22 protein-coding genes are annotated in these 25,204 nt (G+C 70.5%); 7 read left to right on the top strand and 15 right to left on the bottom strand.

Going from position 1 to position 25,204, the window contains the following annotated elements; translation table 11 throughout:
* Positions 1-119: 119 nt before the first annotated feature.
* From E3O46_RS16375 to hemE, 9 genes are all read right to left on the bottom strand, one after another.
* The gene (locus tag E3O46_RS16375; RefSeq protein WP_134449199.1) at positions 120-911 is read right to left on the bottom strand and encodes a uroporphyrinogen-III synthase; all 792 of its coding nucleotides are present in this window, start codon (positions 909-911) and stop codon (positions 120-122) included.
* 3 nt (positions 912-914) lie between these two features.
* Complete coding sequence (gene hemC, locus E3O46_RS16370; protein WP_134562094.1) at positions 915-1,868, bottom strand: hydroxymethylbilane synthase; 954 nt, start codon at positions 1,866-1,868, stop codon at positions 915-917.
* A complete protein-coding gene (locus E3O46_RS16365) occupies positions 1,865-2,983 on the bottom strand; it encodes a ferrochelatase (RefSeq protein ID WP_134449201.1) in 1,119 nt (372 codons plus the stop codon). Before E3O46_RS16365 ends, hemC begins: the two co-directional genes overlap by 4 nt.
* Positions 2,983-3,747, bottom strand: a complete 765-nt coding sequence (hemQ, locus tag E3O46_RS16360) for a hydrogen peroxide-dependent heme synthase (protein ID WP_134449202.1) — start codon at positions 3,745-3,747, stop codon at positions 2,983-2,985. Before hemQ ends, E3O46_RS16365 begins: the two co-directional genes overlap by 1 nt.
* A 79-nt stretch (positions 3,748-3,826) precedes the next feature.
* Positions 3,827-4,120, bottom strand: a complete 294-nt coding sequence (locus E3O46_RS16355; RefSeq protein WP_134449203.1) for a DUF3618 domain-containing protein — start codon at positions 4,118-4,120, stop codon at positions 3,827-3,829.
* The gene (locus E3O46_RS16350) at positions 4,110-4,568 is read right to left on the bottom strand and encodes a phage holin family protein (RefSeq protein ID WP_166787372.1); all 459 of its coding nucleotides are present in this window, start codon (positions 4,566-4,568) and stop codon (positions 4,110-4,112) included. Before E3O46_RS16350 ends, E3O46_RS16355 begins: the two co-directional genes overlap by 11 nt.
* Positions 4,565-4,960 (bottom strand): YtxH domain-containing protein, encoded by a 396-nt coding sequence (locus tag E3O46_RS16345; RefSeq protein WP_134449205.1) that lies wholly within the window; start codon positions 4,958-4,960, stop codon positions 4,565-4,567. Before E3O46_RS16345 ends, E3O46_RS16350 begins: the two co-directional genes overlap by 4 nt.
* A gap of 95 nt (positions 4,961-5,055) precedes the next feature.
* The gene (locus E3O46_RS16340; protein ID WP_241987447.1) at positions 5,056-6,633 is read right to left on the bottom strand and encodes a protoporphyrinogen/coproporphyrinogen oxidase; all 1,578 of its coding nucleotides are present in this window, start codon (positions 6,631-6,633) and stop codon (positions 5,056-5,058) included.
* Positions 6,634-6,644: 11 nt separating this feature from the next.
* Positions 6,645-7,841: a uroporphyrinogen decarboxylase gene (gene hemE / locus E3O46_RS16335; protein WP_134560692.1), complete on the bottom strand. Its 1,197-nt coding sequence runs from the start codon at positions 7,839-7,841 to the stop codon at positions 6,645-6,647.
* An 83-nt stretch (positions 7,842-7,924) separates the two neighbouring features.
* Here hemE and E3O46_RS16330 point away from each other — a divergent pair, with 83 nt between their 5' ends.
* Positions 7,925-9,277, top strand: coding sequence for a glutamyl-tRNA reductase (locus E3O46_RS16330; protein ID WP_134560693.1), 1,353 nt, complete (start codon positions 7,925-7,927; stop codon positions 9,275-9,277).
* Positions 9,278-9,380: 103 nt separating this feature from the next.
* Here E3O46_RS16330 and E3O46_RS16325 read toward each other — a convergent pair whose 3' ends face one another.
* Complete coding sequence (locus E3O46_RS16325; protein ID WP_134449209.1) at positions 9,381-10,766, bottom strand: glycine--tRNA ligase; 1,386 nt, start codon at positions 10,764-10,766, stop codon at positions 9,381-9,383.
* Positions 10,767-10,976: 210 nt separating this feature from the next.
* Here E3O46_RS16325 and E3O46_RS16320 point away from each other — a divergent pair, with 210 nt between their 5' ends.
* The 5 genes from E3O46_RS16320 to E3O46_RS16300 all read left to right on the top strand — a co-directional run bounded on the left by E3O46_RS16320 (position 10,977) and on the right by E3O46_RS16300 (position 16,798).
* Entirely contained in the window at positions 10,977-13,286 is a 2,310-nt protein-coding gene (locus E3O46_RS16320; protein WP_134449210.1) for a carbon starvation CstA family protein, read from the top strand.
* Positions 13,287-13,296: 10 nt separating this feature from the next.
* Entirely contained in the window at positions 13,297-13,575 is a 279-nt protein-coding gene (locus E3O46_RS18890; RefSeq protein ID WP_416172962.1) for a YbdD/YjiX family protein, read from the top strand.
* 178 nt (positions 13,576-13,753) lie between these two features.
* Positions 13,754-14,761: an alpha/beta hydrolase gene (locus tag E3O46_RS16310; RefSeq protein WP_134560694.1), complete on the top strand. Its 1,008-nt coding sequence runs from the start codon at positions 13,754-13,756 to the stop codon at positions 14,759-14,761.
* Between the two features lie 2 nt (positions 14,762-14,763).
* Positions 14,764-16,119 (top strand): alpha/beta hydrolase, encoded by a 1,356-nt coding sequence (locus E3O46_RS16305; RefSeq protein WP_134560695.1) that lies wholly within the window; start codon positions 14,764-14,766, stop codon positions 16,117-16,119.
* 46 nt (positions 16,120-16,165) lie between these two features.
* The gene (locus E3O46_RS16300; RefSeq protein WP_134449213.1) at positions 16,166-16,798 is read left to right on the top strand and encodes a YdeI/OmpD-associated family protein; all 633 of its coding nucleotides are present in this window, start codon (positions 16,166-16,168) and stop codon (positions 16,796-16,798) included.
* 51 nt (positions 16,799-16,849) lie between these two features.
* Here E3O46_RS16300 and E3O46_RS16295 read toward each other — a convergent pair whose 3' ends face one another.
* From E3O46_RS16295 to E3O46_RS16285, 3 genes are all read right to left on the bottom strand, one after another.
* Positions 16,850-18,349, bottom strand: coding sequence for a purine-cytosine permease family protein (locus E3O46_RS16295; protein WP_134562093.1), 1,500 nt, complete (start codon positions 18,347-18,349; stop codon positions 16,850-16,852).
* 83 nt (positions 18,350-18,432) lie between these two features.
* Positions 18,433-19,341 carry a serine hydrolase gene (locus E3O46_RS16290; protein WP_134449215.1) on the bottom strand — a complete coding sequence of 303 codons (909 nt, stop codon included), beginning with the start codon at positions 19,339-19,341 and terminating at the stop codon, positions 18,433-18,435.
* 104 nt (positions 19,342-19,445) lie between these two features.
* The gene (locus E3O46_RS16285; protein ID WP_134449216.1) at positions 19,446-21,410 is read right to left on the bottom strand and encodes a M13 family metallopeptidase; all 1,965 of its coding nucleotides are present in this window, start codon (positions 21,408-21,410) and stop codon (positions 19,446-19,448) included.
* Between the two features lie 80 nt (positions 21,411-21,490).
* On the opposite strand from E3O46_RS16285, the gene E3O46_RS16280 reads away from it, so the two are divergent.
* The gene (locus E3O46_RS16280) at positions 21,491-22,852 is read left to right on the top strand and encodes an MATE family efflux transporter (protein WP_241987446.1); all 1,362 of its coding nucleotides are present in this window, start codon (positions 21,491-21,493) and stop codon (positions 22,850-22,852) included.
* Positions 22,853-22,976: 124 nt separating this feature from the next.
* Here E3O46_RS16280 and E3O46_RS16275 read toward each other — a convergent pair whose 3' ends face one another.
* A complete protein-coding gene (locus tag E3O46_RS16275) occupies positions 22,977-24,530 on the bottom strand; it encodes an aldehyde dehydrogenase family protein (RefSeq protein ID WP_134562091.1) in 1,554 nt (517 codons plus the stop codon).
* Complete coding sequence (locus tag E3O46_RS16270; protein ID WP_134449219.1) at positions 24,530-25,174, bottom strand: HD domain-containing protein; 645 nt, start codon at positions 25,172-25,174, stop codon at positions 24,530-24,532. Before E3O46_RS16270 ends, E3O46_RS16275 begins: the two co-directional genes overlap by 1 nt.
* Positions 25,175-25,204 lie beyond the last annotated feature (30 nt).

Raw genomic sequence — 25,204 nt, 5'->3', positions numbered from 1 at the left:
CCCTACCCACGCCAGACGAGACACCACTCGAGCCGCCGCGAAAGCGGGTGAATCGTCGTTCACGCGCGCCCAAACCGACGATTCACCCGCTTTCGCGGGAGGGCGGGAAGGTTGAGGCGCTAGCGGAGTTCGGCGAAGTGCGAGAGGGCCTCGATGAGCGCCTCGGCGCTGGGGGCTTCCGCAACGAGGTCGACGCGGAGTCCGAGGGCCGCGGCGTCCTTGGCGGTGCGCGGACCGATGCAGGCGACGAGGGTCGTCTCGGGGACAGGTCCGAACTGCTCCTGCACCTGTTCTGCGACGCTCCCCGAGGTGACCAGGAGCGCTTGCACCTTGCCGGCCGCGACATCCGCAACGACCCGCGGGTCCACGGGAACGCCGATCGTGCGATAGGCGACGACGGACTCGACCTCGTGGCCGATCCGGCGCAGACCCTCGGTGAGCAGGGGCTTGGCGATCTCGGAGCGCAGGGTGAGGATGCGCAGGGGCACGACACCCTGGGTGGCGGCTTCCCACTCGGCGAGCAGGCCACGGGCGGAGTTGTCCTCGGCGGGGACGAGATCGACGCGATAGCCGGCGGCGATGAGAGCCGCCGCGGTGGTCTCGCCGACGGCGGCGATCCGGGTGCCGGGAGCCACGACGGCGCGGTGCGAGGAGAGCACATCGACGGTCGTCGCGCTCGTGATCGTCATCCAGTCGAAGTCACCGTCCGCGAGGCGTGCGAGCGCCGCGTCGAGCGCGGGGGCGTTGTCGGTCGCGGCGAAGTTGATCATCGGGGCCACGATCGGCTGCGCACCGCGGGAGCGGAGGTCCGCGGCGACGTGGTCACCCCACGGGCCGCCGCGCGGGACGAGGACCCGCCAGCCGGCAAGCGGCTTGGTGGGATTGGAGAGGGTCTTGTAGCGCCAGGTCATTTCTTAAGAAGTCACCTTCATGGGGGCAAAATCGGCAGCCCCGCCTTGGATCAGATCACGGGCCACACGCTCGGAGACGTCCTGGGCGGCCTCGACCAGGTGGGTGACGGAATGTGAATCGGGCGTCGCGGCGTGCGAACTCACGATACTTCGGGCACCATCAGGACTGTACACCGTGGCAGTCAGGAACAACAGGCCGTCGTCGATCGCCGCCATCGCGCCGATCGGGGCCGCGCAGCCGGCCTCGAGTCGCGCGAGCACGAGACGCTCCGCGGTCGTGGTGGCCTGGCTCGTCGCATGGTTGATCGCGGCGAGCGCGGTTCCGAGCGGGCGATCAAGCCTGCCCTCCCGCACCTCGATCGCGAGGGAACCCTGGCCGGGCGCGGTCGGCCAGTCGGAGAGCTCGAGGTACTCGCCCTCGACCGCGCTCAGGAGGCCGAGCCTGCTGAGGCCGGCCGCGGCGAGCACAACGGCGTCGAGGTCGCCTGCGGCGACCCTGCCGAGCCGGGTGTCCACGTTGCCGCGGATGTCGACGACGTGCAGGTCCGGCCGGGCATTCAGAAGCTGGGCGACCCGGCGCGGGGAACCGGTGCCGACCCTGGCGCCCTCCGGAAGGGTCTCGAGGGTCAGTCCGTCACGGGCGCAGAGCACGTCGCGGGCGTCTGCGCGGCGCGGCGTTGCGCCGACGACGAGGCCGGGGTACAGCGCGGTCGGCAGGTCCTTGAAGGAGTGCACGATCGCGTCGCAGTCGCCGTTCAGCAGGGACTCGCGGAGGGCGCTCGCGAACACGCCCGTCCCGCCGAGGCCGGACAGGGGTTCCTTCGAGGTGTCGCCGTGGGTCGTGATCACGACGAGCTCGACCTCGGTGCCCGCTGCTGCTGCGATCCGGTTGGCGACCGCCTGGGTCTGGGCGAGGGCGAGGGCGCTCCCCCGGGTGCCGATCCTGATCGTGCTCACGGCGCGATCCCGGCGAGGGCTGGCTTGAAGCCGAGGCGCACGTTCTCGCAGCAGCCCGGCCGGCAGACGTCGTACCAGGGTCCGAGCGGGGTCATCGCGGGGCGTTCGGCTGCCGGCGTGTCCTCGAGGCGCTCGACCACGAGGTCGATCAGCCCGCTCACGTATGCAGGGTCGACCCCGGGCGTGGGTACGCGCACCGAGAACAGTCCCTGCTCGTGCGCTGTCTCCGTCGCCTCGTTGTCGAGGTCCCACATGACCTCCATGTGGTCGCTCACGAAACCGAGCGGCACGATCACGACGGCACGGATGCCCCTGGCCGGGAGCAGCCGGATGGCGTCGTTGATGTCTGGCTCGAGCCATGGCATGCTCGGCGGCCCGCTCCGGGACTGGAAGACGAGCTGCCACGGGGTCTCGCTCGCCGCGGCATCCGCTGCGGCGACAGCAGTCATCACCGTGTGCGCGACGGCGAGGTGCTGGGCCTCGTATGCGCCGCCCTCACCGAAGCCGCGCTCGGCAGGTCCGCTCTTCGCGGCGTCCGTCGACGGGATCGAGTGCGTCGAGAACAGGACCTCCACCTCGGTGGCGAGGTCGATGCCCGGGATCTGGGCGGCGACATCCGCGAGGCCCTTGCTCACGCCGGCGATGAAGGGGGTGACGAAGCCGGGGTGGTCGAAGAACTGGCGAACCTTGTCGATGTGCACCACGCCGGTCAGGCCCGTGACCTCGAGCGCGGCCGCGAGGTCTTCACGGTACTGGCGGCAGCCGGAGTAAGAACTGTATGCGCTTGTGACGATCGCGAGCAGGCGGTCCTGGCCGTTGGCGTGCGCCTCAGCGACGACGTCGCGGAGGTAGGGGTCCCAGTTGCGGTTGCCCCAGAGCACGGGGATGTCGATGCCGCGGCGGTCGAGTTCTGCTTCGAGTGCGGCGCGGAGCACGCGGTTCTGGGCGTTGATCGGGCTGATGCCGCCGAAGTGGCGGTAGTGCGTCGCGACCTCTTCGAGGCGTTCCTCCGGGATGCCGCGGCCGCCCGTGACGTTGCGGAGGAAGGGGATCACGTCGGCCTGCCCCTCGGGTCCTCCGAAGCCGGCCAGGAGGATGGCGTCGTACGCACTCACTACTGGAGCACCTCGACGAGTTCCGCGGTGGAGATGCGGCGCCCGGTGTAGAACGGGACCTCTTCGCGCACGTGGCGGCGGGCCTCTGTGTTGCGGAGCTCGCGCATGAGGTCGACGAGCTCGGTGAGCTCGTCGCTCTCGATCGGGAGGAGCCATTCGTAGTCGCCGAGGGCGAAGGCGGAGACGGTGTTCGCGATCGCACCGCGGAAGGCGGCACCCTTGCGGCCGTGGTCAGCGAGCATGGCGCTGCGCTCGGCCTCGGGGAGCAGGTACCACTCGTAGCTGCGGACGAACGGGTAGACGGTCAGCCAGGCCTTCGGTTCGACGCCGCGGAGGAAGCCGGGCACGTGGCTCTTGTTGAATTCGGCGTCGCGGTGCACGCCCATCGCGTTCCAGGTCGGCAGCAGGCTCTTGAGGAGCCGGCTGCGGCGCAGCTCCCGGTTCGCCCACTGCAGGGTCTCCGCCTCGGGGGCGTGGGTCCAGATCATCAGGTCGGCATCGGCGCGGAGGCCGGACACGTCGTAGAAGCCGCGGACGGTGACGCCCTCCGCCTCGACGAGTTCGACGATGTCGTCGAGCTCGAGGACCGCGTGCGGTACGTCGCGGCCGTCGAGGTCGTCCGGGTTCGTCGGGTCCTTGCGAAGCACCGCGAAAAGGGTGAAGCCCTGGGGCGATGCCGCACCCGTTGCGTCACCGGTGAGGGTGTCGGCGTCGGGGGCGGGGTGGGAAGAGGTTACTGCCTCTCCGGCAGCCGGCTGAGTCATGAGTACAGTCTCTACTTTTTTGTGACCAGAGCCAAAAGACTCAGCTGGCGCCCGGCTGGGCACGCCCGTCCGGTCGGCCTCAGTCGTCGAGGACGGCCCTGAGCGCGAACCAGACCGCGGCTCCGACCGCGAGGGCGCTGCCGAGGGCGACCCCGAGCAGTGCCGTGGGGTTCTCCTCGCCGAGCTTGTGCAGGCGGCGCCGGGCGAGGCGTTCCTGGTCACGCATCCGCTTCGGGACGTTGAGCTTGTACTCGATAGCGTCGAGGGTCAGCGCGAGCTGGGCGCGCGCGGCTGTCGCCTCGGCGCGCAACGCGTGCGTGGACTTCGACGGAGTCGCTGCAGCACCGGTCGTTTTGTCCTGTTCAGTGCTCATAGTCTCCGACTCCCTTGATCGCGTCTGCGTCCCGGCGGATGCTTGCCGCGAGGCCGTCCGGGTCGGCGCGCGTACCGGCCTTCACCCGGTTGACGCCGATCAGCACGAGGATCGCGGCAATGAGGAGCAGGGCGACCGCGACGATGAGCGTCGCGAGCCAGAGCGGCAGCACGAGCGCGAGGGCGATCACGGCGAGCGCGACGAAGACGATGACCGCGAGGAATGCGAACACGCCGGCCACGACGAAGAGGCCGATGCCGACGCCGATGTTCTTCGCCTTGCCCGCCATCTCGGACTTGAAGGCCTCGATCTCGGCGTGGATGAGCGCGGCGATCTGCCCGGGCAGCTCGGAGACGAGGGTGATCAGGGTCTTGCGCGGGCGCGGGCCGAACCCGCCTGCGCGGGCGCTGTCGGTCTGGGTTCCGGTCGCGGCCGGCGATCCGGTCACAGTGAGGGTGCTTCCGATGTGGGCGCGCCCGGGTCGGGGGTGCCGTGGTCAGGGGTCGCCGTCGGGGTGGCCGACGGTGCTGACGCTGCCGGGCGTTTCGTGGGCCAGGACGTGCCGTACCGGGGGCCTGGGCCCGCGGCATCCGTGGCCTTCGCGGTCTTGTCCGTGAGGGTTCCGACGAGCTTCTTGCCGGCGTTGATGAGCGCGGCCGGCACGTCGCCGACCCGCTCGAGGGCGAAGTCGCGGACCTCGGTCACGCGGCGCTGCACGGGGTCGGCGTTCCAGAGGCTCTCGGCAGAGGCCACGATCTGGTCGTAGCGCTTACGTCCGGCACGGGAGCCCAGGACGTAACCGACGAGTCCACCGGTGATAAAAAGAAGCTTTCCCCGCATCTGTCACTCCATTCTTCGTCGTTCACGTACGTCTCAGAGTATCCCGCCTGCGGAAACGGTGGAGGGCAAACTGCCGGACTACTGGGGAGAACGGCTCAGAGAACCAGCGCATCGCGACGGGTCCGGCCGGCGGTCGCGAGGGCATCGGGGATGACGGAGGCGAGCCCGGTTCCGGAGAGCCAGGCCCCGGTGACCTCGAGCCCTTCGAGGGCCGCGACGGCCCGACGCACCTGGTCGACGCGGTCGCGGGCGCCGACGGTCGCCGGCGAGAGGGCGTCGCCCCACCGGGTGCGGTCGAAGCCGAGCACCTGGTCCGCGGAGAGCGGGGTACCGAGGATGGCGGAGGCATCCGCGAGGGCGAGGGAGAGGAGTTCGTCGTCGGTGAGGCGGGCGCTCGGGCTCTTCTGCCCCGCGCGGCCGTAGGACAACCGGAGCACGTGCACGCCGGGACCCGCGGTCTCGGCGACCCAGTCCCATTTCGCGGTGACGTGGGTCAGTGCCTTTGCGGTGATGCCGGGTGCGCCGGCGGCGACGAGGGCCCCGGTGCCGCGCGGATGCGCGTCGAGCTCAGGGGCGGCGAGCACGAGGGTGGCGAGTTCGATCGGGGTCGGTTTCGGCCAGTGCAGGGCGCCGAGCGCCTTCTGCTGAGGTCCGAGCGGCGCGATGAGGGCGAGGGCCTGGGCGCCGGGCGTCGCGAGGATGACGAACCGCGCCGACAGGGTCTCCGGCAGGGTCTCTGGCAGGTCGCCGGATTCGCGCCCCCCTGGCGCGGCGGTAGCTTCGGGGGTATCGGGGCTCTCGGGGCTTTCGGGGGCACCGGACTCTTCGGAGGCTTCCGGCCGGGGCGCGATCGTGACCTGCCAGGGTCCGGCCGTGACGGGGCGGATGCTGGTGACGGCGGCCTCCGTGAACACCTCGACGTCGAAGCGGTCGAGTTCGGCGCGGAGCGCGGTCACGAGGCCGGCCATGCCGCCGCGAAGCCCGGAGACCGCGGAGCCGGCGGGAGCGGCGCTGCGGAGGGAGAGCACGGCGCCGGACAGCGACCCGGTCACGGTGAGGGCGGCGTTGAGGCCGGGAGCGACGACGTCGACTTCGAGATCGTCTGCTGAGGAGGTGTAGACGCCCGCGGTGACCGGCTCGACGAGGCGTTCGAGGACGCGGCGGCCCATCCGCTTGCGGACGAGTTCGCCGAGGCTGTGCTCCCTGCCGATCGTGAGCACGGGCATGAGGCGGTCGAGCCAGGCCCGCAGGGCTCCCGGCCAGCCGATCACGCGGCGCACGTCCTCTGCGAGCGGGGAGCCGGGGATGCCGAGGACGCCAGCCCGGGGCATCGGAACGCTCACCGCGGGTCCGCCAGGACGATCGGATGGCAGGCAGAGCCACGCGCCGGCGGCGTTCGGCTGCACGACCCGCTCGGCGAGACCGAGTCCTTCGATGAATTCGGCCACGGCGTTGCGGCGCACCGCGAAGCTCTCCGCCCCGCTGTCGAGGGTGAGCCCGGCGACCTCGTGGCTCGCGAGCGCGCCGCCGAGGTCGCGTCCAGCCTCGAGCACGGTGACGCTCAGCCCGACCCTGGCGCACTCGCGGGCAGCCGAGAGGCCGGCCACCCCTCCGCCGACGACGACGACGTCACGCACGCCGCTCATCCGCCCGCCCCGCGGCGCTTCGCTCATCGCTCGCCGGCTCAGGACGCGGCCGGCGTGGACGCCGGCTCGCTCGGTGCGGTGGCGGATGCCCCGGGTGCTCCGGTCTCCCCGTGAGCGCCGGCAGTGACCTCGTGCACGAATGCGACGAGGCGGGTGAGCACGGTCGGGTCGGTCAGCGGCGGGACGCCGTGGCCGAGGTTGAGCACGTGGGCAGGAGCGGTGCGCCCGCGCTCGAGCACGTCGAGGACGTGCGCCTCGAGGACGGGCCACGGCGCGGCGAGGAGCGCGGGGTCGAGGTTGCCCTGCAGGGGGACGTTCCCGCCGAGTCGGCGATTGGCCTCGTCGAGCGGCACCCGGTAGTCGACGCCGACGACGTCCGCGCCGACGGCGTGCATCTCGTGGAGAAGTTCGCCGGTGCCGACGCCGAAGTGCACGACGGGGACGTTGCGCCGGATCGGTGCGTCCGCACCGGGCGCGGTCTCGGCATAGCTGAGATCGCGCACGTGGGCGATCGCAGCAGCCGACGCCGGGGCGACGAACCGGCTGTAGTCGGCCAGGGAGAGCGCACCGGCCCAGGAATCGAAGAGCTGTGCAGCGCTCGCTCCCGCGAGCACCTGGGCGCGCAGGAAGCGGCCGGTCACCTCTGCGGTCCAGTCCATCAGGGAGGCCCAGGCCGCAGGGTCGGCGTGCATCAGGGTGCGCGCGTGGATGTGGTCCTTGGACGGGCCGCCCTCGACGAGGTAGGCCGCAAGGGTGAACGGCGCCCCGGCGAACCCGATCAGCGGGGTCCCGCCGAGCTGGGCGACCGTTCGGGCGACGGCCTTCCGGATCGGGTCGAGGGTGGTCTCGAGCACGGCGGGGTCGAGGGAGACGAGCTCGGCGACGTCGCGGGCGGTGCGGACGGCCTTGCCGAGCACCGGCCCCATCCCGGCGACGATCTCGACGTCGACACCGACGAGCTTGAGCGGGATCACGATGTCGCTGAACAGGATTCCCGCGTCCACCTGGTGCCGGAGCACGGGCTGGAGGGTGATCTCACTGGCCATTTCCGGGTCGAGGCACGCATCGAGCATCCGGGTGCCGACCCGCAGCGACCGGTACTCGGGAAGGGAACGCCCGGCCTGGCGCATGAACCACACGGGGGTGGCCTCCGGGCGGGTGCCCTGGTATGCGCGGATGAGGCGGGAATCGGCGGTGAGTCCGGAGGCGAGGGGGTGTTGAGCGTCGAGGTTCATTTGTGTCAATTCTGTCAAACTTTCAGGAGCCAAGCGCTTTCCGCAGATGATCCACGCCCAGATGGACAAAGTAGACTCACCGAGTGCTGATCTGCCTGTCCGCGAACCACAAGAACTCGAGTTTCGATGTACTCGAGAAGCTGTCCGTCGGCGCGCCCGGCACGGCAGGCGGCATCATCGAGCGATACCCGAGCCTGTCCGGAGCGGTCATCGTCGCAACCTGCAACCGCTTCGAGGCCTACCTCGACCTCGACGAACCCGACGGCGCCTCCCCCCTCGAGGCCGTACAGGCCGCGATCGCGGGCGTCAGCGCCGGCACCGGCGTCACCGCTGAGGTCCTCCGCGAGACCCTCGACTTCGTGCACGGCAACGGCGTCGCCGAGCACCTGTTCGCGGTGACGAGCGGCCTGGAATCCGTCGTCGTCGGCGAGGGCGAGATCGCCGGCCAGGTGCGCCGCTCCCTCGAGCAGGCCCGCGAGCGCGGCACGACCACCCCCGAACTCGAGCGGCTGTTCCAGCGCGCGTCGCAGACCTCCCGCGGCATCAAGAACCGCACCGGAATCGGCGCGGCCGGGCGGTCACTCGTGCGCCTCGCCCTGCAGCTCGCCGAGACCCGCATCGTGAACTGGGCGAGCACCCGCGTGCTGCTCGTCGGAACCGGCCGTTACGCCGGCGCCGCCCTCGCAGCGCTCCGCGACCTCGGCGTCTCCGACGTGCGGGTCTACTCGCCCACCGGGCGCGCCGTCAAGTTCGCGGGCTCGCATGGCATCACCGCGATCACCGAGTCGGGATTCGCCGTCGAAGCCGATCGTGCCGACCTGATCCTGACCTGCACGACCGTCGAACACCACGTCGTCACGGCCGCACTGCTCCGGGAGGGCGCGGCAGCAACCGCGGATGTCGACGCCGGAGCACAGCCGGTCGCTCCGGCCGGCCGACGGCTCATCATCGACCTCGGCCTGCCGCGCAACGTCGCTCCTGACGTCACCGAGGTCCCGGGAGTCGAGCTGCTCGACCTCGAGACCATCCGCATCCACGCCCCGCTCGAAGAGCTCAATGCGACGAGCGAGGCCCGCCTGCTCGTCGACCGCGCCGCACGCAAGTTCTCTGCGGTCGCGGAAGAGCAGAGCCTCACCCCAGCGGTCGTCGCGTTGCGCAGCCACGTCTTCGACCTGCTCGATTCAGAGATCGAACGGGCGCGCGCGCACGGCGACGATACCGAACAGACCGAGCGGGCGTTGCGGCATCTCGCGAGCGTCCTGCTGCACACGCCGATGGTGCGCTCACGCGAACTCGCGAGGGCCGGTGAGCAGGCCGCGTTCACCGGCGGCCTCGACGCCCTCTTCGGCATCCGGGTCGAGTCCGGCGCCGGCTCCGTGGCCGAGTCCGCTCCGCCCCTGGATCCGTTCCCCGGATCGGCGCACCGGGCCTCCTGAGCGCTCGCGCGCGGCGTCTCGGCGTCTCTTCGGCGAGCGCGGGAGCTGCGCCGCTGCGCGGGTGGCGGACCACACGCGCAGCGGCGAAAAGCCCGCGCTCGGGTCAGGCTCCGCGGAGGCGCTCGGCGAGGTAGGCGTCGAGCTTGTCGAGCGGCACCCGCTCCTGCTGCATGGTGTCGCGGTCGCGCACGGTGACGGCCTGGTCTTCGAGAGAGTCGAAGTCGACCGTGATGCAATACGGGGTGCCGATCTCGTCCTGGCGGCGGTAGCGGCGCCCGATCGCGCCGGCGTCGTCGAAGTCGACGTTCCACGACTCGCGCAAGCGGGAAGCGAGGGAGCGCGCCATCGGCGAGAGCGCCTCGTTGCGGGACAGCGGAAGCACGGCGGCCTTGATCGGCGCGAGGCGCGGGTCGAGCTTGAGCACGGTGCGCTTGTCGACGCCGCCCTTCGCGTTCGGCACTTCCTCCTCGTGGTACGCGTCGACGAGGAACGCCATCAGCGAGCGGGTGAGCCCGGCCGCCGGCTCGATCACGTAGGGCACCCAGCGCTCGTTCTTGGTCTGGTCGAAGTACGAGAGATCCTTGCCCGATGCCGCAGCGTGCGTCTTGAGGTCGAAGTCCGTGCGGTTCGCCACGCCTTCGAGCTCGCCGAACTCACTCCCGCTGAACCCGAAGCGGTACTCGATGTCGACGGTGCGCTTGGAGTAGTGCGAGAGCTTCTCGGCCGGGTGTTCGAAGAAGCGCAGGTTCTCCGGCTCGATGCCGAGGCCGGTGTACCAGCTCATGCGCTGCTCGAGCCAGTACTCGTGCCAGGTCTCATCTGTGCCGGGCTCGACGAAGAATTCCATCTCCATCTGCTCGAACTCGCGGGTGCGGAAGATGAAGTTGCCCGGTGTGATCTCGTTGCGGAAGCTCTTGCCGATCTGGCCGATGCCGAACGGGGGCTTCATCCTGGCAGCCTGGAGCACGTTGGCGAAGTTCACGAAGATGCCCTGCGCGGTCTCTGGACGCAGGTAGTGCATGCCCGCCTCGTCGTCGACGGGACCGAGATAGGTCTTGAGCAGGCCGGAGAAGGCGCGCGGCTCCGTCCAGATGTGCCGGTTGCCGCAGTTCGGGCAGGGGATGCCGTCGAGGCCGCCCTCTGCGGGGCGCCCCTTCTTCTCCTCGAACTCCTCCTCGAGGTGGTCGGCGCGGAAACGCTTGTGACAGCTCGTGCACTCGACGAGGGGGTCGCTGAAGACCTCGACGTGACCGGATGCCTCCCACACCTTCCTGGGCAGGATCACCGAGGAGTCGAGCCCGACGACGTCGTCGCGGCTCGTGACCATGAAGCGCCACCACTGCTTCTTGATGTTCTCCTTGAGCTCGACGCCGAGGGGCCCGTAGTCCCACGCGGACCGGGATCCGCCGTAGATTTCACCCGCCTGGAAGACGAACCCGCGGTGGCGGGCGAGGGCGATGACGGAATCGAGGCGGGAGGGTGCGGCCACGGTGGCTCCAATGGTCGAGGGTGGATGTGGGGCGTGCCGTGCGGAAAATCCCGGTCAGGCGTACCCATTTTAGGCGCTCGTCCCGGTGCGCCCCTCTGGCTGTTAGCCTTGCTAAGGAATCATCACGAATTCAGCTTTTTCTCAGCTTGGATTCGGCACGGTCGTGAACCGCACCTCAGCACCATCTGCACCACCCTCAAAGGAGAGATCATGGGCACCAGGCCCCGCACGCCGCACGACGCTTTCACGGGGGCCGGTCCGCTCGATCGCGATCCGTCCCTGCTCCCTGTCGCACTCGACCAGACCGAGCACGACGCCCAGGAGCGACGCTGGACCCCGGCCAAGATCGCACTCTGGGCCGGCATCTCCCTCCTCGGCGGACTGAGCTGGGTCATGCTCGCGGTTGTCCGCGGCGAGACCGTGAACGCCATCTGGTTCGTCTTCGCCGCGGTGTGCACCTACCTGATCGGCTACCGCTTCTACTCGAACTACATCCAGAAGCACCTGCTGAAGCCCGATGACCGCAGGGCGACCCCCGCAGAGTACAAGGCGGACGGCAAGGACTTCGCGGCGACGGACCGCCGGGTGCTGTTCGGCCACCACTTCGCCGCGATCGCCGGGGCAGGCCCGCTCGTCGGCCCGGTGCTCGCCGCGCAGATGGGCTACCTGCCCGGCACGATCTGGATCATCGTCGGCGTCGTTCTCGCCGGTGCGGTGCAGGACTACATCGTGCTGTTCTACTCGATGCGCCGAGGCGGACGTTCGCTCGGCCAGATGGCCCGCGACGAGCTCGGCAAGATCGGCGGCACCGCCGCCCTGATCGCCACGATGGCGATCATGGTCATCATCGTCGCGATCCTCGCCCTCGTCGTTGTCAACGCCCTCGCGGCGAGCCCCTGGGGCGTCTTCTCAGTCGGCATGACCATCCCGATCGCGCTCTTCATGGGCTGCTACCTGCGCTTCTTCCGCCCGGGCAAGGTCAGCGAGGTGTCGATCATCGGGTTCGTGCTGCTCCTGGCCGCCATCATCGGCGGCGGCGCCATCTCGAACACGGCGTGGGGAGCATCGTTCTTCCACGTCGACCCGGTGCCGCTCGCGATCGGCATCATCATCTACGGCTTCGTCGCAGCGATCCTCCCGGTCTGGCTGCTGCTCGCCCCGCGCGACTACCTCTCGACCTTCATGAAGATCGGAACGATCGGGATGCTCGCGATCGCGATCATCATCGTGCGCCCGGAGATCACGGTCCCGGCATTCAGCGAGTTCGTCGCCAACGGCGGACCGGTCGTGAGCGGGTCGCTCTTCCCGTTCCTCTTCGTCACGATCGCCTGCGGTGCCCTTTCCGGCTTCCACGCCCTGATCGCCTCCGGCACGACCCCGAAGCTCATCGAGAAGGAACGCCAGACCCGCTTCATCGGTTATGGCGGCATGCTCATGGAGAGCTTCGTCGCGATCATGGCCCTCGTCGCCGCCGTCTCGATCGACCGCGGCATCTACTTCGCGATGAACTCCTCGGCGGCCCTCACCGGGGGCACCGTCGAAGGCGCTGTCGCGTTCGTGAACAGCCTCGGGCTCACCGGGGTCAACCTCACCCCCGACATGCTCACCCAGACGGCGAAGGACGTCGGAGAGGCCACGATCGTCTCCCGCTCCGGCGGCGCCCCGACGCTCTCGGTCGGGCTCGCGCACATCATGCAGCAGGTCGCAGGAGGCTCGGGCATGATGGCGTTCTGGTACCACTTCGCGATCATGTTCGAGGCGCTGTTCATCCTCACCGCCGTCGACGCGGGCACCCGCGTCGCGCGCTTCATGCTCCAGGACAGCCTCGGCAACTTCTTCCCGAAGTTCAAGAACACCTCCTGGCGCACGGGGGCCTGGCTCACCACGGGCATCATGGTTCTCCTCTGGGGCGCCGTGCTGATCATGGGCGTCACGGACCCGCTCGGCGGCATCAACACCCTGTTCCCGCTCTTCGGGATCGCGAACCAGCTGCTGGCCGCAATCGCACTCGCGGTGTGCATGGCGATCGTCGCGAAGCAGGGCAAATTCAAGTACATCTGGATCGTCGCCGTGCCCCTCGCGTTCGCCGCGATCATCACGATCTACGCCTCGATGCTGAAGATCTTCTCAACCGTCCCCGCGGTCGGTTACTTCGCCCAGAACAAGGCATTCTCCGACGCCCTCGCGGCGGGGAAGACCTCGTTCGGAACGGCGCCGAGCGTCGCGGCCATGGAGGCCGTGGTACGGAACACGATGGTGCAGGGTCTCCTGTCGATCCTCTTCGTCACCCTCGCGATCATCGTGATCGTCTCCTCGGTCGTTGCGACCTGGAAGTCCTGGAAGAGCCGCGATTTCGGCACCAACGAGGACCCTGCGCTCCCGTCGCAGATGTTCGCGCCCTCCGGCTTCCTGCCGACCCCGGCCGAAAAGGAGCTGCAGGGCCGCTGGGAAGCCCAGGCTGCCGCCGAGAAGAACGCCAGGACGGCGCGGAACGCCGGCGCGGGCACCCCTGGCCGGTGACGGTCCGGTGATGACAGCAGGGGCACGCCGGGGGCAGCGGATGCCCTCGGCAGGCGGGACCTCGCTCGCTGCGCTCCTCGGCGGCATCCGCCGGGCAGCGCGGAGCGTGGCCTGGTACGTCAAAGGGGTGATGGGAGAGGACGCCTGGGACAAGTACCGGGCGCACCACGAGGCCGCGCACGGGACCGCGGACCCTGCTCACCCCACCGAGCGGATGATGACCGAGCGCGAGTTCTGGCGGGACCAGACCGACCGCCAGGACGCCAACCCGCAGGGCCGCTGCTGCTGACCCACTCCTGAGGCTCGCGAAAGCGGGTGAGCCGTCGTCATGACTGGGGCAGACCGACGGCTCACCCGCTTTCGCGAGCCTGGAATCAGCCGCTCGCACCGAATGTCCAGCTTGTCTTCCTAACGTCGGCAATGACAGAGTGGCAGGGCTCGCGTCGGCTTCAGGAGAGGGTGGTCGGATGGGCAACGGGTTCACCCCGCGGCGCCGCTGGATCGCCGCAGGCGCCGCCGGCCTGGTGCTGCTCGTCGCCACCGTCGTCCTCACGGTCAGCGTCGCGACGGGACTCGCGCAGCCGGACCAGGCCGTCCCCGCGCTGTCTCTCCCCGACAGGCCGGCACCGCCCGCGCCGGGGGTGGATGACTCGTCCCCCCTCTCCGCGACCTGGCGGCCACCGGCCGGCCTGCCCGCCCAGGGCACCATCGGCAGCGTCCGGATCCCGGCGACCGCTTCGGGTTTCAGCGCGCGCGACGCCGAGGTCTACCTCCCGCCGGCCGCGCTCGTCCCCGACGCCCCAGCCCTGCCGTTCGTGCTGATGATGATGGGACAGCCGGGCGACCCGGACGCCGGCCCGATCGCATCCGTGCTCGACGCCTTCGCCGCAGCCCACAACGGCCTCGCCCCGATCGTGCTCGTCGCCGACCAGCTGGGCGACCCGGACGTCGACTCGCTGTGCCTCGACACGGCGGAATACGGCCGGGTCGAGACGTACCTCGAGGAGGACGTTCTCGCCTGGGCGCGGGGCAACCTCAACATCGAGGCCGGCCGCGAATCGTGGACCGTCGCCGGGTTCTCGAACGGCGGCCAGTGCGCCTTGTCGCTCGCGCTCCGGTACCCGGAGGTCTGGGGCAGCCTCATCGACGCCTCCGGCACGGTGTATGCGGGACTCGAGACGGAGCCGGAGGTCCTGGCTGACGTGTTCGGGGGTGACCAGGCTGCCTACGACGCGACAAAACCGGCCACGCTGCTGGGCAGGAGCCGCTACCCTGACACCACGGCCGTGTTCACGGTCGGCTCGGAGGACTCGGTGATGGAACCGGGGCTGAAGGATCTGAGCGGAACGGCCAGGGCTGCGGGGGTGGCGGTGACGTACTACGAGGTGCCCGGCGAGGGCCACTCCTTCGAGGCGCTGGGCGGTGGACTCACCGAGGCGTTCGGCGTGCTCGCCAGCCGACTCGGGCTCGGCTAGGCGTGGACGCCCTCCAGGCGCTCCTGCGCACGGATATCCTGCACGGCCCCGTCATCGTCGGCGCGTACACCCTGTCCGGCGCGGCCGTGGTCTTCCTGCTCGCCCGACGACCGACCCCGCGCTGGCTCATGACCGTCGCGGTCGCGGTCGCCTCCGGAGGCGTTGTCGCGGTGCTCCTCTGGTTCTTCCTGGTGCGGGTCTTCAACGTGTTCGGGATGGGCCTCGTACCCGTGGCGTACGCGTGGCTCGGCGCGGCCTGCGCCGCCGTCGGGATCGCACTCGTGAACCTGTGGAAGACGCGGCCGGCACGCCGGAGCCTCGCCGCCGCATCGGTGCTGCTCTTCGTCGCGACGGGGGCGCTCGGGATCAATGCGGGCTATGGCCTTGACCGCACCCTCGGCGCGCTTCTCGGGGTGAACGTGCTGCCGCCGATCGCACTGAATCCGGCAGCGCCACGCTCGACCCCGGTCGCAGGCACCGGCTCCCACCCTGGCTCGAGAGTCGACCCCAACCCTGACCGGACGGGCCGCGCCCTCTGGCAGACGTGGAATCCACCCGCCGACATCCCCGCCGCGGGAAACACCGGGAGCCAGGTGATCCCGAACACCGTCTCCGGATTCCGCTCCCGGCCGGCCGGAATCTACCTGCCCCCTGCGGCGCTCGTCCCGGACGCGCCGGCATTGCCGCTCGTGATCATGCTGCTGGGCCAGCCCGGCAACCCCGACCCGGAATACGTCGCGGCGAGCCTCGACCGTGCGGCCTCCCAGCACGGGGGTCTCGCGCCGATCGTCGTCGTCGCCGACCAGCTGGGCGATCCCTCCGTCGACCCGCTGTGCCTCGACACCGCGAGGTACGGAAACGCGGAGACCTTCCTCACCAGGGACGTCGTCGGCTGGGCTGCCGCGAACCTCAACGTGACGCACGACCACCGGTACTGGACGATCGCCGGGTTCTCCAATGGCGGCCAGTGCGCGATCTCCCTCGCGGCCAAGCATCCCGACATCTGGTCGAACGTGATCGACATCTCCGGCGAGTCATTCCCCGGCTCCGAGATCCAGGACCAGACCCTGAACGACGTGTTCGGCGGCAGCCAGGCGGCCTATGACGCGCAGAAGCCGGTGAACCTTCTCGCCGGGCACCGCTACCCGGGGACATTCGCGATCTTCACTGCCGGCGCAGCTGACCCGGGCGTCGCCGCCGGGCAACGGATGCTCGTCGACGCAGCCCAGGCCGCGGGAATGACCGCGTCATACGCCGAGATCCCCGGCGTCGGGCACGAAGTGGGGGCGCTGAACGGAGGCCTCGACGCCGGCTTCGCCGCGCTCTACCCGCGCCTCGGCCTCGCTCCGCCCTCCTGACCCCTCCCCCGACCCGGGCGGCGCGGGACGCGGGTATGGTCGTCGCATGACTGAACGGGACGCGGGCGGTGACCAGGTACCGCGCATCCACCCTGAGTCGGTCGAGGAGTGGCGGACCTGGCTCGTGGAGAACCACGCGGTGTCGACCGCGGTCTGGCTCGTCTTCTGGCGGAAGGCCGCCGGCCGGCCGATCCTCGCCTACGAGGACGCCGTTCTCGAGGCGCTCTCCGTCGGCTGGATCGACAGCAAACCGGCCCGGCTGGACGAGCACCGGACGATGCTCTACTTCTCACCGCGGAAGCGCGGCAGCGCCTGGGCGAGGCCGAACAAGCTGCGCATCGAACTGCTCAGGCGCGAGGGGCGGATGCTGCCGGCCGGGGAGGCCGTCGTCGCGGCCGCAGAGGCGGACGGTTCCTGGACCCGGCTCGACGAGGTCGAGAACCTCACGGTTCCCGCGGACCTCGGCGCAGCTCTCGACGGGATCGGGGGTGCCCGCGCGCAGTGGGACGCGTTCCCGCCCTCGGCTCGCCGCGGCATCCTCGAATGGATCGTGCAGGCGAAGACTCCGGCGACCCGCCAAAAACGTATCGATGAGACGGCTGTGCTCGCCGGCCGGGGCGAACGGGCCAACCAGTGGAAGCCGAAACCCCCGGCCGACCCCGCACCGGCGCCCGACTGAGCGCGGCCCCGTCCGCGCCCCCGCGCCGCGCTGCCTGCCGACGCGGGCGGATCAGACGGGCTGCCGCTCCTGGGCGCGGACGGCGCCGCGGCCGACGAGGAGCATGCCGCAGAAGCCGATCACGAGGGCGACGAGCACGCCGAGGTTCGCGAACGCCCAGTCGCCCGTCCGGCCGCCGAGGCCGAGGGGATCGAGCAGGTACCCCTGCCAGGCGAGCCAGTCCGCGAAGCCGTTGGTGACGAGGCCCCAGCCCACGACGGACCCGAGCCCGAGGAGTGCGAGCGCGCCGACCCGCACGCTCCCGTAGCGCCCGCGCGGGTCGAGGAGGCCCGCGGCGTCGTAGTCGGAGCGGCGGAGCGCGAAATCGGCGAGGAAGATGCCGCACCAGGCCGCGACGGGCACGCCGAGGGTGATCAGGAAGCCCTGGAACGGACCGAGGAAGCTCCCGGCGAAGAACACGACGTAGATCGCGCCGAGCACCATGATCACCCCGTCGATCCCGGCGGCCGCGAAGCGCGGCACCCGAAGCCCCGCCGCGAGGAGCGCCAGCCCGGAGGAGTAGATGTCGAGGACGGCGCCGCCGATCAGGCCGAGAACCGCGACGAGGGCGAACGGAACCAGGAACCAGACCGGCAGGATCGTCGTGAGCGCCCCGATCGGGTCGACGGCGATGGCGGCGCTGAGGTCGCTCGATGACCCGGCGAGCAGGAGCCCGAAGAGGAGCAGCACGACGGGGGCGAGCGAGGCGCCCGCCGTCGTCCAGCCGACGACGCCGCGGCTCGAGGCCGAGCGGGGAAGGTACCGGGAATAGTCGGCGGCGGCCTGCACCCAGCCGAGGCCGAAGCCCGTCATCATGAAGACGAGCGCGCCGATCACGTGGGGGGTGTCCCCTGCGGGGATCGCCGCGATGGCCGGGAAGTCGATGTGATCGACGACGAGGAACACGTAGACGACAGTGAGCAGGCCCGTGACGATCGTGATCCATTTCTGCAGCCGCATGATCAGGTCGAAGCCGAAGACGCCACCGAGCACGATCAGGCCGGCCACGACGACGAGGGCCACCACCTGGGTGAGCGCCCCGCCGTCCCAGCCGAGCTCGGTGAAGACCGTCGCCGTCGCGAGCACGGCGAGCGAGGCGAGCACGGTCTCCCAGCCGACGGTGAGCAGCCACGACAACGCGGACGGCACCCGGTTGCCGTCGACTCCGAAGACCGCCCTGCTCAGGGTCATCGTCGGCGCGTGGCCGCGCTTGCCCGCGAGCGCCACGAACCCGCAGAGCGCGAAGGAGAGCACGATCCCGACGAGGCCGACGATCGTCGCCTGCCAGAAGGAGATGCCGAAACCGAGCAGGAACGAGCCGTAGCTGATGCCGAGCACCGAGACGTTCGCCGCGAACCACGGCCAGAACAACTCGCTCGGGCGGCCGCGGTGTTCCGTGCGTTCGACGGCGTTGATGCCATTGAGCTCCACCTCGAAGACCGGGCGGATGCCGGGACTCGCCCCCGGCAGGCCGGTGTCCGTTTCGGTGTGCTTCCGGTCGTTGGCGGACATCCGCTGCCCCTCTCGTCGGCGGGTCTCTTGGGGTGTTCAGGCGGTTCGGGTGGTCAGGAACTCAGGAACTCAGGAACTCAGGTTCAGTGCACGTACTCGAGCAGGTCGAGGCCGACGGCCCGCATCCCGTCGAGGACAGCGAGGCGCAGGGGCAGGCGGGTGTCGGCGAAGGACATCGAGACGGCATAGGCGACGCCGGCCCGCGGGCCGCGGAGCACGCCGGCCTCGCTCCGGACGCCGGGTCCCGTTCCGGTCTTGTTGACGAGGAGCAGCCCGTGGTCGCCGCCGCGGTGCGCGAAGGGATCGAGCCCGAAGGCGCTCGCGACGAGGGAGAGGTCTGCGCCGAGGGACAGCCAGCCGATCACGCGTTCGCTCGTCGCGGCATCCACGACCTCCCCGCGGGCGAGGGACATGAAGAGTCCCGTGAGTTCCTGGGCGCTGCCGACGGAGAGCTGGGGTGCGTGATCGGGGCCGCGTTCGTCGCGGACGAGGTCGAGCAGAGCGGTGTGGGAGATGCCGAGCTGTTCGGTGCGCGCCTGGACGGCCGCGAGGCCGACCGCGCGCAGCAGCACGTTCGCTGCGAGGTTGTCGCCGAGACCCCCGACCAGGGCCGCGAGGTCAGCGACGGGAAGCGACGGGGCCTGCAGGTGCTGCCAGACGCCTGACCCTCCGACGGAGTCCGCCGGGGTGCGGTCGAGGATGGTGAGGGCGCCGAATTCGGCGTTCGGGAGCCGGGCGGCGACCTCGATGAGGAGGAGGACGGTTCCGATCCCCGCTGTCGGCATCACGACGTGGTCGTCAACGGAGAAGAGGACCTTGCCGGTCGCGAGGTCGGTGGCGCGGGCCGAGACCTGCACGCCGTCGACGGCGAGGGTGCCGAGGGCCTGGAACCCGCGGCCGAAGTTCGCCATCGACTCCGAAACGCCGTGCCGCGCCCTGCTCGGGGCACCGCGACGCGACCGTCGCTCCGATTCCCGCGCTGGCGTGGACACTTTTTCGGGTCCCTCCGTGTTCCGGCTCCGATTTCCGGCTCCGTGTTCCCCTCAGCACCATAGCCCAGACAGCCGACATACGCCGGGGCCGGACGCCGGCGGGGCTACCAGATGGTGACGCGTTTGTCCGGGTCGAGCCAGAGTTCGTCGCCTGCCGCAACGCCGAAGGCCGCGTAGAACTCGTCGATGTTCCGCACGATCTGGTTGCAGCGGAACTCATTCGGCGAGTGCGGGTCGATCGAGATCAGGCGGATGGCCTCCTCGTCGCGCATCTTCAGCTGCCAGGCCTGGGCCCAGGACAGGAAGAAGCGCTGGGCGCCGGTGAGACCGTCGATCACGGGCGGCTCTGCGCCGTCGAGCGAGATCAGGTAGGCCTTCCAGGCGATCGAAAGGCCGCCGAGGTCGCCGATGTTCTCGCCGATCGTGAGCGCGCCGTTCACGTGGTGCTCGGGGATCTGCTTCGGCGCCAGGGCGTTGAACTGCTCGATGAGCGAGCCCGTGCGCTCTTCGAAGGCCGCACGGTCGTCAGCGGTCCACCAGTCGGTCAGGAGCCCGTCGCCGTCGTACTTCGAACCCTGGTCGTCGAAGCCGTGCCCGATTTCGTGCCCGATGACGGCACCGATGGCGCCGTAATTCGCCGCGGCATCCCGCTCGTCTGAGAAGAACGGGAACTGCAGGATGGCCGCTGGGAAGACGATCTCGTTGAAGCCGGGGTTGTAATAGGCGTTGATTGTCTGCGGGGTCATGAACCACTCGTCGCGGTCGAGGGGCTTGCCGATCTTGCCCAGTTCGCGCTGGAACTCGAACTCGTTCGCGGCACGCACGTTCTTGATCAGGTCGCCCGCCTCCATCCACAGGGTCGAGTAGTCGCGCCATTTGTCGGGGTAGCCGATCTTGGGCGTGAACTTCTCGAGCTTGTCCTGGGCACGCGCCCGCGTCTCCGGGGTCATCCAGTCGAGCTCGGCGACGCTCTGGCGGTATGCCTCGACGAGGTGGCCGACGAGCACGTCCATGCTCGCCTTCGCGCTCGGCTTGAAGTGCCGTTCGACGTAGATCCGGCCGACGGCCTCGCCGAGGGATCCCTCGACGAGGGAGACGCCGCGCTTCCAGCGGTCCCGCAGCTGAGGTGTCCCGGTGAGGGTGCGGCCATAGAAGTCGAAGCTCGCCTCGACGAAGTCGTCGGAGAGGTACGAGGCGCTCGAGCGGATGATCTGCCAGCGCAGCCAGTCCTTCCATCCGACGATCCCGTCCTCGGTCAGCATCTCGGCCAGGCCGGTCACGAAGCTCGGCTGGCGGACGACGATCTCCTCGAGGGCTCCCGCCGGGGCATCGAGGCCCGCGAGCCAGAGGTGCAGGTCCGCTCCGGCGGCGAGGGCCGTGACCTGGCCCCAGGTCTTGAGGTTGTAGGTCTTCTCGCTGTCGCGGGAGCGCACGTTGTCCCAGTGGTGCCCGGCGAGTTCGGTTTCGAGGTCGAAGACGCGCTGCGCCCTGGCAGCGGCGTCGTCGACGCCGGCGAGGCCGAACATCCGCTCGAGGAAGGAGCGGTACGCCTCGCGGACGGCCGCGAACTTCTCCTCGCGATAGTAGGACTCGTCCGGCAGGCCGAGCCCGCCCTGCTCCAGGAAGACGAGGTAGCGCTCCGGGTTGCCCGGGTCATTGTCGACATAGAGCTGGAAAGCGCCTGCGACGCCGGCGCGCTCGAGGCGGCCGAGGGTGCCGAGCAGGGAGGCGACGGAGTCGATCCGGTCGACGGTCGCGAGGTCGGCCGCGAGCGGCGTTGCGCCGAGCGCATTCACCCGCGCCTCGTCCATGAAACTCGAGTAGAGGTCGCCGAACTTGCGGGCTTCTGTTCCGGGTTCAGCGGTCTGCGCCTCGAGGATGATCTCCCGCACGGCCTTCTCTGATTCCTCGGCGAGGAGGTAGAAGGATCCCCAGCGGGCCTTGTCCGCCGGAATCTCGGTGCGGTCGATCCATTTCCCGTTCACGTGGCGGAAGAGATCGTCCTGTGGGCGGATGCCCGGGTCGAGTTCGTCGCGGTCGATTCCGGATGCGGTCCCCAGCTCAGTCATGCGTCCATGCTATTCGCTGTGCCCGGGAATTCGAGCCGGGGTGCGACGCCGGGCGACGCCGGACGGCGCCGGACCGTGCGGTGTCGGCGAGCGACGCTAGAGTCGGGAGCATCGCCATCTTCCGCCAGCGGCCCATCGACCGTGAGATCCTGCGCCTCGCCCTCCCTGCGTTCGGCGCCCTCGTCGCCGAGCCCTTGTTCCTGCTCGCCGACTCGGCGATGGTCGGGCATCTCGGCGCGGTCGACCTGGCCGGACTCGGCCTCGCGAGCGCGGTGTTGCAGACCATCGTCGGGCTGATGGTGTTCCTCGCGTACAGCACGACCCCTGCCGTCGCCCGCTGGCTCGGCGCGGGCGACCGCGGCAGGGCCGTGTCCGTCGGGATCGACGGCCTCTGGCTCGCGCTCGGCCTCGGTGTGGTGCTCGCGCTGCTCGGCGCGGCGCTGAGCCCGCAGCTCGTGGGAGCGTTCGGCGCGGAGCCTGCCGTCGCCGCGGCATCCGCCCGGTACCTCACCGTGTCGATGCTGGGACTTCCGGCGATGCTGCTCGTGTTCGCGGCGACGGGACTCCTCCGCGGACTGCAGGACACCCGCACGCCGCTCTGGGTGGCGGGGCTCGGCTTCGCGGCCAACATCGTGCTCAACCTGTTCTTCATCTACGGTCTCGGGCTCGGGCTGGTCGGCTCGGCGCTCGGCACGGTCGTCGCGCAGTGGGCGATGGTCGCGGTCTACCTCGTCGTGGTCGTGCGGCACGCCAGGCGCGAGGGCGCCCGGCTGCGGCCGCACCGCGGCGGGATGCTGCGGGGGGCGTCGAGCGGCGGCTGGCTGTTCCTGCGCACGGTGAGCCTGCGTGCGGCGATGCTGCTCGCGGTGTTCGTCGCCACGAGCCTTGGCTCGCCCCAGCTCGCGGCGTTCCAGATCGCGATGACCCTGTTCGCGGCGATGGCGTTCGCCCTCGACGCGCTCGCGATCGCCGCCCAGGCCCTCGTCGGGCGCGGCCTCGGGGCCGGCGATCTCCCCGGGGTGCGCGCGGTGCTGCGGCGCTGCCTCGAGTGGGGTGTGCTCGGGGGTGCCGCCATCGGCGCCCTCCTCGTCGTGACGAGCCCCCTGCTCGGCGGGCTGTTCACGACGGCGGCAGAGGTGAGCTCGCTCCTCCCCCTGACACTCGTGGTCCTCGGCCTGTCCGGGCCGCTCTGCGGCCTCGTCTTCGTACTCGACGGCGTGCTGATCGGCGCCGGCGATGCCCGCTACCTCGCCGTGACCGGGCTGGTGAACCTGCTCGTCTTCGTGCCGCTGGCCTGGGCTGTGCTCGCCTGGGCACCGCAGGGCGCCGTCGGGCTCGCCTGGCTCATGGCGGCGTTCGCCTTCGGCTACCTCGGCGCGCGCGGCCTCACCCTCGGCCTGCGCGCCCGCGCCGCGCGCTGGATGGTCGTCGGCGCCCGCTGACGCGCCCGCACCGACACCACCGCTCCCGGTTCACCCGTCGCGCGCCCTGTGCGCCCCCGCGCGCCAGGCACACCGGGCGCGCACCGGCGCACCTGGCGCGCCAGGCGGTGCCGGAGAGTCCCGGCTAGCGGATGCGGCGGTGCACGGACTGCGGGCGCAGGTAGGCGTGCAGGCCCTCGCGTCCGAACTCGGCGCCGAGGCCGGAATCGTGCCGCCCGGCGAAGGGCGCGTTGTGGTTGGAGGCGAAAAAGCCGAGGCCGACGGAACCGGTGTCCATCCGGGCGGCCGCATCGAACGCGGCGTCGGCATCCGCTGAGAACACCGTGCCGCCGAGGCCGAACGCGGTGTTGTTCGCGATGCCGATCGCCTCGTCGAGCGTGTCGTAGCGCAGGATCGACAGGACCGGCCCGAAGATCTCCTCGCGCGCGATCCGCATCCCCGGCGTCACGTCGGCGAACACGGTCGGTTTCACGAAGAAGCCGCGGTCGAAGCCGCTCGGCACGTCACCGCCCGTGGTCGCCCTGGCGCCCTCTGCGATGCCGGAGCGGATGTACCCGCGCACCGTGTCGCGCTGCGCCCGTGTCGCGGCGGGTCCGAAGACGGTGTCCGGGTCCATCGGGTCGCCCTGCTGCGCGGCCTGGATCGTCGCCGTGACCATGTCGACGAGTTCGTCGTAGCGCCCGGCCGGCGCGAGGATACGCGTGGAGATGTAACAGGTCTGCCCGGTGTTGCGCATGCAGCTGCGGATCAGCACCTGCTGCATGGCCGTGAGGTCGACGTCCGGCAGAACGAGCGCGGACGACTTGCCGCCGAGCTCGAGGGTGACCGGCCTCAGCAGCTCGCCGCACGCCGCGGCGATTCTTCGGCCGACCGGGGTCGAGCCGGTGAAGGCGACTTTGTCGACTCCGGGGTGCCGCACGAGGGCGTCGCCGACGGCGCTGTCCCCCGTGACGATGTTCACGACGCCCGCCGGGATGCCTGCCGCTGCCGCGGCATCCGCAAGGAAGCGGATCGAGAGCGGCGTCGGCGATGCCGGCTTGATCACGACGGTGCACCCGGCCATCAGCGCGGGCGCGAGCTTCGCCACGACGAGGTTGATCGGGAAGTTCCACGGCGCGATGAGCGCGCAGACGCCGACCGGGTCCTGCCGCACGACGGTTTCGGCGGATCCGTCGGGGAACGGGCGCACGTCTGCGGTCTCCAGGTACCCGGCCAGTCCGGCGAAGTAACGGAAGATCGCTGCGGCATTCGAGGCCGCGCGCCCGGTCTCGGCGACCGGGGAGCCGTTCTCCCACGTGTTGGTGTGCGAGATCGCCGCCGCCCGCTTCTCGATCTCGCCGGCCAGGCGTTCCAGGTACCCGGCGCGCACCGAGGGGGCCAGCCCGCGCCACCCGTCAGCGCCGGCGCCGGCACGCGCGAACGCGCGGCGGGCGGCCGCGACGGCGAGGTCGACGTCGGCGGCGGATGCCACCGGTACACTGCCCCACTCCGCTTCCGTCGCGGGGTTGGTCACCGTGGTCCGACCGGTTCCGCTCGCCGCACGCCAGGCACCGTCGATGAAGAGGTCGTCGGTGTGCCGATAGGGCAGCGTGGCCGGGAACCTCGTGGTCTGGACGGGCTGGCCGGCCGCAGCCGTGGCCGCCGCTGTCGGTGCCGCGTCGATCGACTGCCCCGTCATCAGAGCACCGCGATCTTCAGCAGCGCCTCTGCCCTGTCGAGTTCGATCGTCGCCATCTCGAGGCCGGCAGCGGTGATGAGCTCCGGCAGGATCTCGGCCCGCAGGCGCCGGCAGTAGAACGACGGCGTCTGGCCGAACCAGCTCGAGGCGAGGGCGATGCCGGCCGGGGTGAAGCGCCAGAGCCGGTCAGCGTCGCGCACGAGCGAGTCCTCGATCGAGTACGACTCGACGCGGGTGTCATGGCCGTCGATGATGTCGGTGACCCGGGTGATGAAGGCCTCGTCGTAGCCGAGGCCCGGCAGCACCTCCCTGGCGATCATGCAGCCCTTGAGCTCGTGCTCGAAGCGGATCTGGGCCTGGCGCCAGTTCGCGCCGAAGCCCTCCGAGATGATCTTGGTCTCGTCCACCCTGGCCCAGCCGCTGTCGTGCAGCAGGATGGCCACCCGCACGACGAGGGCGTCAGCCTCCGGGTAGGCCTCGCAGAGCCGCTCGGCGAAAGCGAAGGAGATCGGCACGTGGATGTCGTTGCTGCGCGTGCGCATCTCGGTCTCGACGGCGCGCCAGAGCGGGTCGAGGTCGCTCGGGCCGTCCGCGGCGACGGCGATGGGCGAGGTGTCGATGGACTGGTCGGTCTGCAGTGTCATGGCGTTCTCACTTCGAGGTTGGGGCGCCGG

It is taken from the genome of Cryobacterium glucosi, from assembly GCF_004402235.1.
Taxonomy (GTDB): Bacteria; Actinomycetota; Actinomycetes; order Actinomycetales; family Microbacteriaceae; genus Cryobacterium; species Cryobacterium glucosi.
This window is presented reverse-complemented; position numbering and strand designations above follow the sequence as displayed.

Excerpts from the sequence above, each read along its gene's own strand:
- E3O46_RS16375 (WP_134449199.1), bottom strand. The coding sequence starts at position 911 with ATGACCTGGCGCTACAAGACCCTCTCCAATCCCACCAAGCCGCTTGCC.
- hemQ (WP_134449202.1), bottom strand. The coding sequence starts at position 3,747 with ATGACTCAGCCGGCTGCCGGAGAGGCAGTAACCTCTTCCCACCCCGCC.
- E3O46_RS16355 (WP_134449203.1), bottom strand. The coding sequence starts at position 4,120 with ATGAGCACTGAACAGGACAAAACGACCGGTGCTGCAGCGACTCCGTCG.
- E3O46_RS16345 (WP_134449205.1), bottom strand. The coding sequence starts at position 4,960 with ATGCGGGGAAAGCTTCTTTTTATCACCGGTGGACTCGTCGGTTACGTC.
- E3O46_RS16340 (WP_241987447.1), bottom strand. The coding sequence starts at position 6,633 with ATGAGCGAAGCGCCGCGGGGCGGGCGGATGAGCGGCGTGCGTGACGTC.
- hemE (WP_134560692.1), bottom strand. The coding sequence starts at position 7,841 with ATGAACCTCGACGCTCAACACCCCCTCGCCTCCGGACTCACCGCCGAT.
- E3O46_RS16320 (WP_134449210.1), top strand. The coding sequence starts at position 10,977 with ATGGGCACCAGGCCCCGCACGCCGCACGACGCTTTCACGGGGGCCGGT.
- E3O46_RS18890 (WP_416172962.1), top strand. The coding sequence starts at position 13,297 with ATGACAGCAGGGGCACGCCGGGGGCAGCGGATGCCCTCGGCAGGCGGG.
- E3O46_RS16310 (WP_134560694.1), top strand. The coding sequence starts at position 13,754 with ATGGGCAACGGGTTCACCCCGCGGCGCCGCTGGATCGCCGCAGGCGCC.
- E3O46_RS16300 (WP_134449213.1), top strand. The coding sequence starts at position 16,166 with ATGACTGAACGGGACGCGGGCGGTGACCAGGTACCGCGCATCCACCCT.
- E3O46_RS16295 (WP_134562093.1), bottom strand. The coding sequence starts at position 18,349 with ATGTCCGCCAACGACCGGAAGCACACCGAAACGGACACCGGCCTGCCG.
- E3O46_RS16285 (WP_134449216.1), bottom strand. The coding sequence starts at position 21,410 with ATGACTGAGCTGGGGACCGCATCCGGAATCGACCGCGACGAACTCGAC.
- E3O46_RS16275 (WP_134562091.1), bottom strand. The coding sequence starts at position 24,530 with ATGACGGGGCAGTCGATCGACGCGGCACCGACAGCGGCGGCCACGGCT.
- E3O46_RS16270 (WP_134449219.1), bottom strand. The coding sequence starts at position 25,174 with ATGACACTGCAGACCGACCAGTCCATCGACACCTCGCCCATCGCCGTC.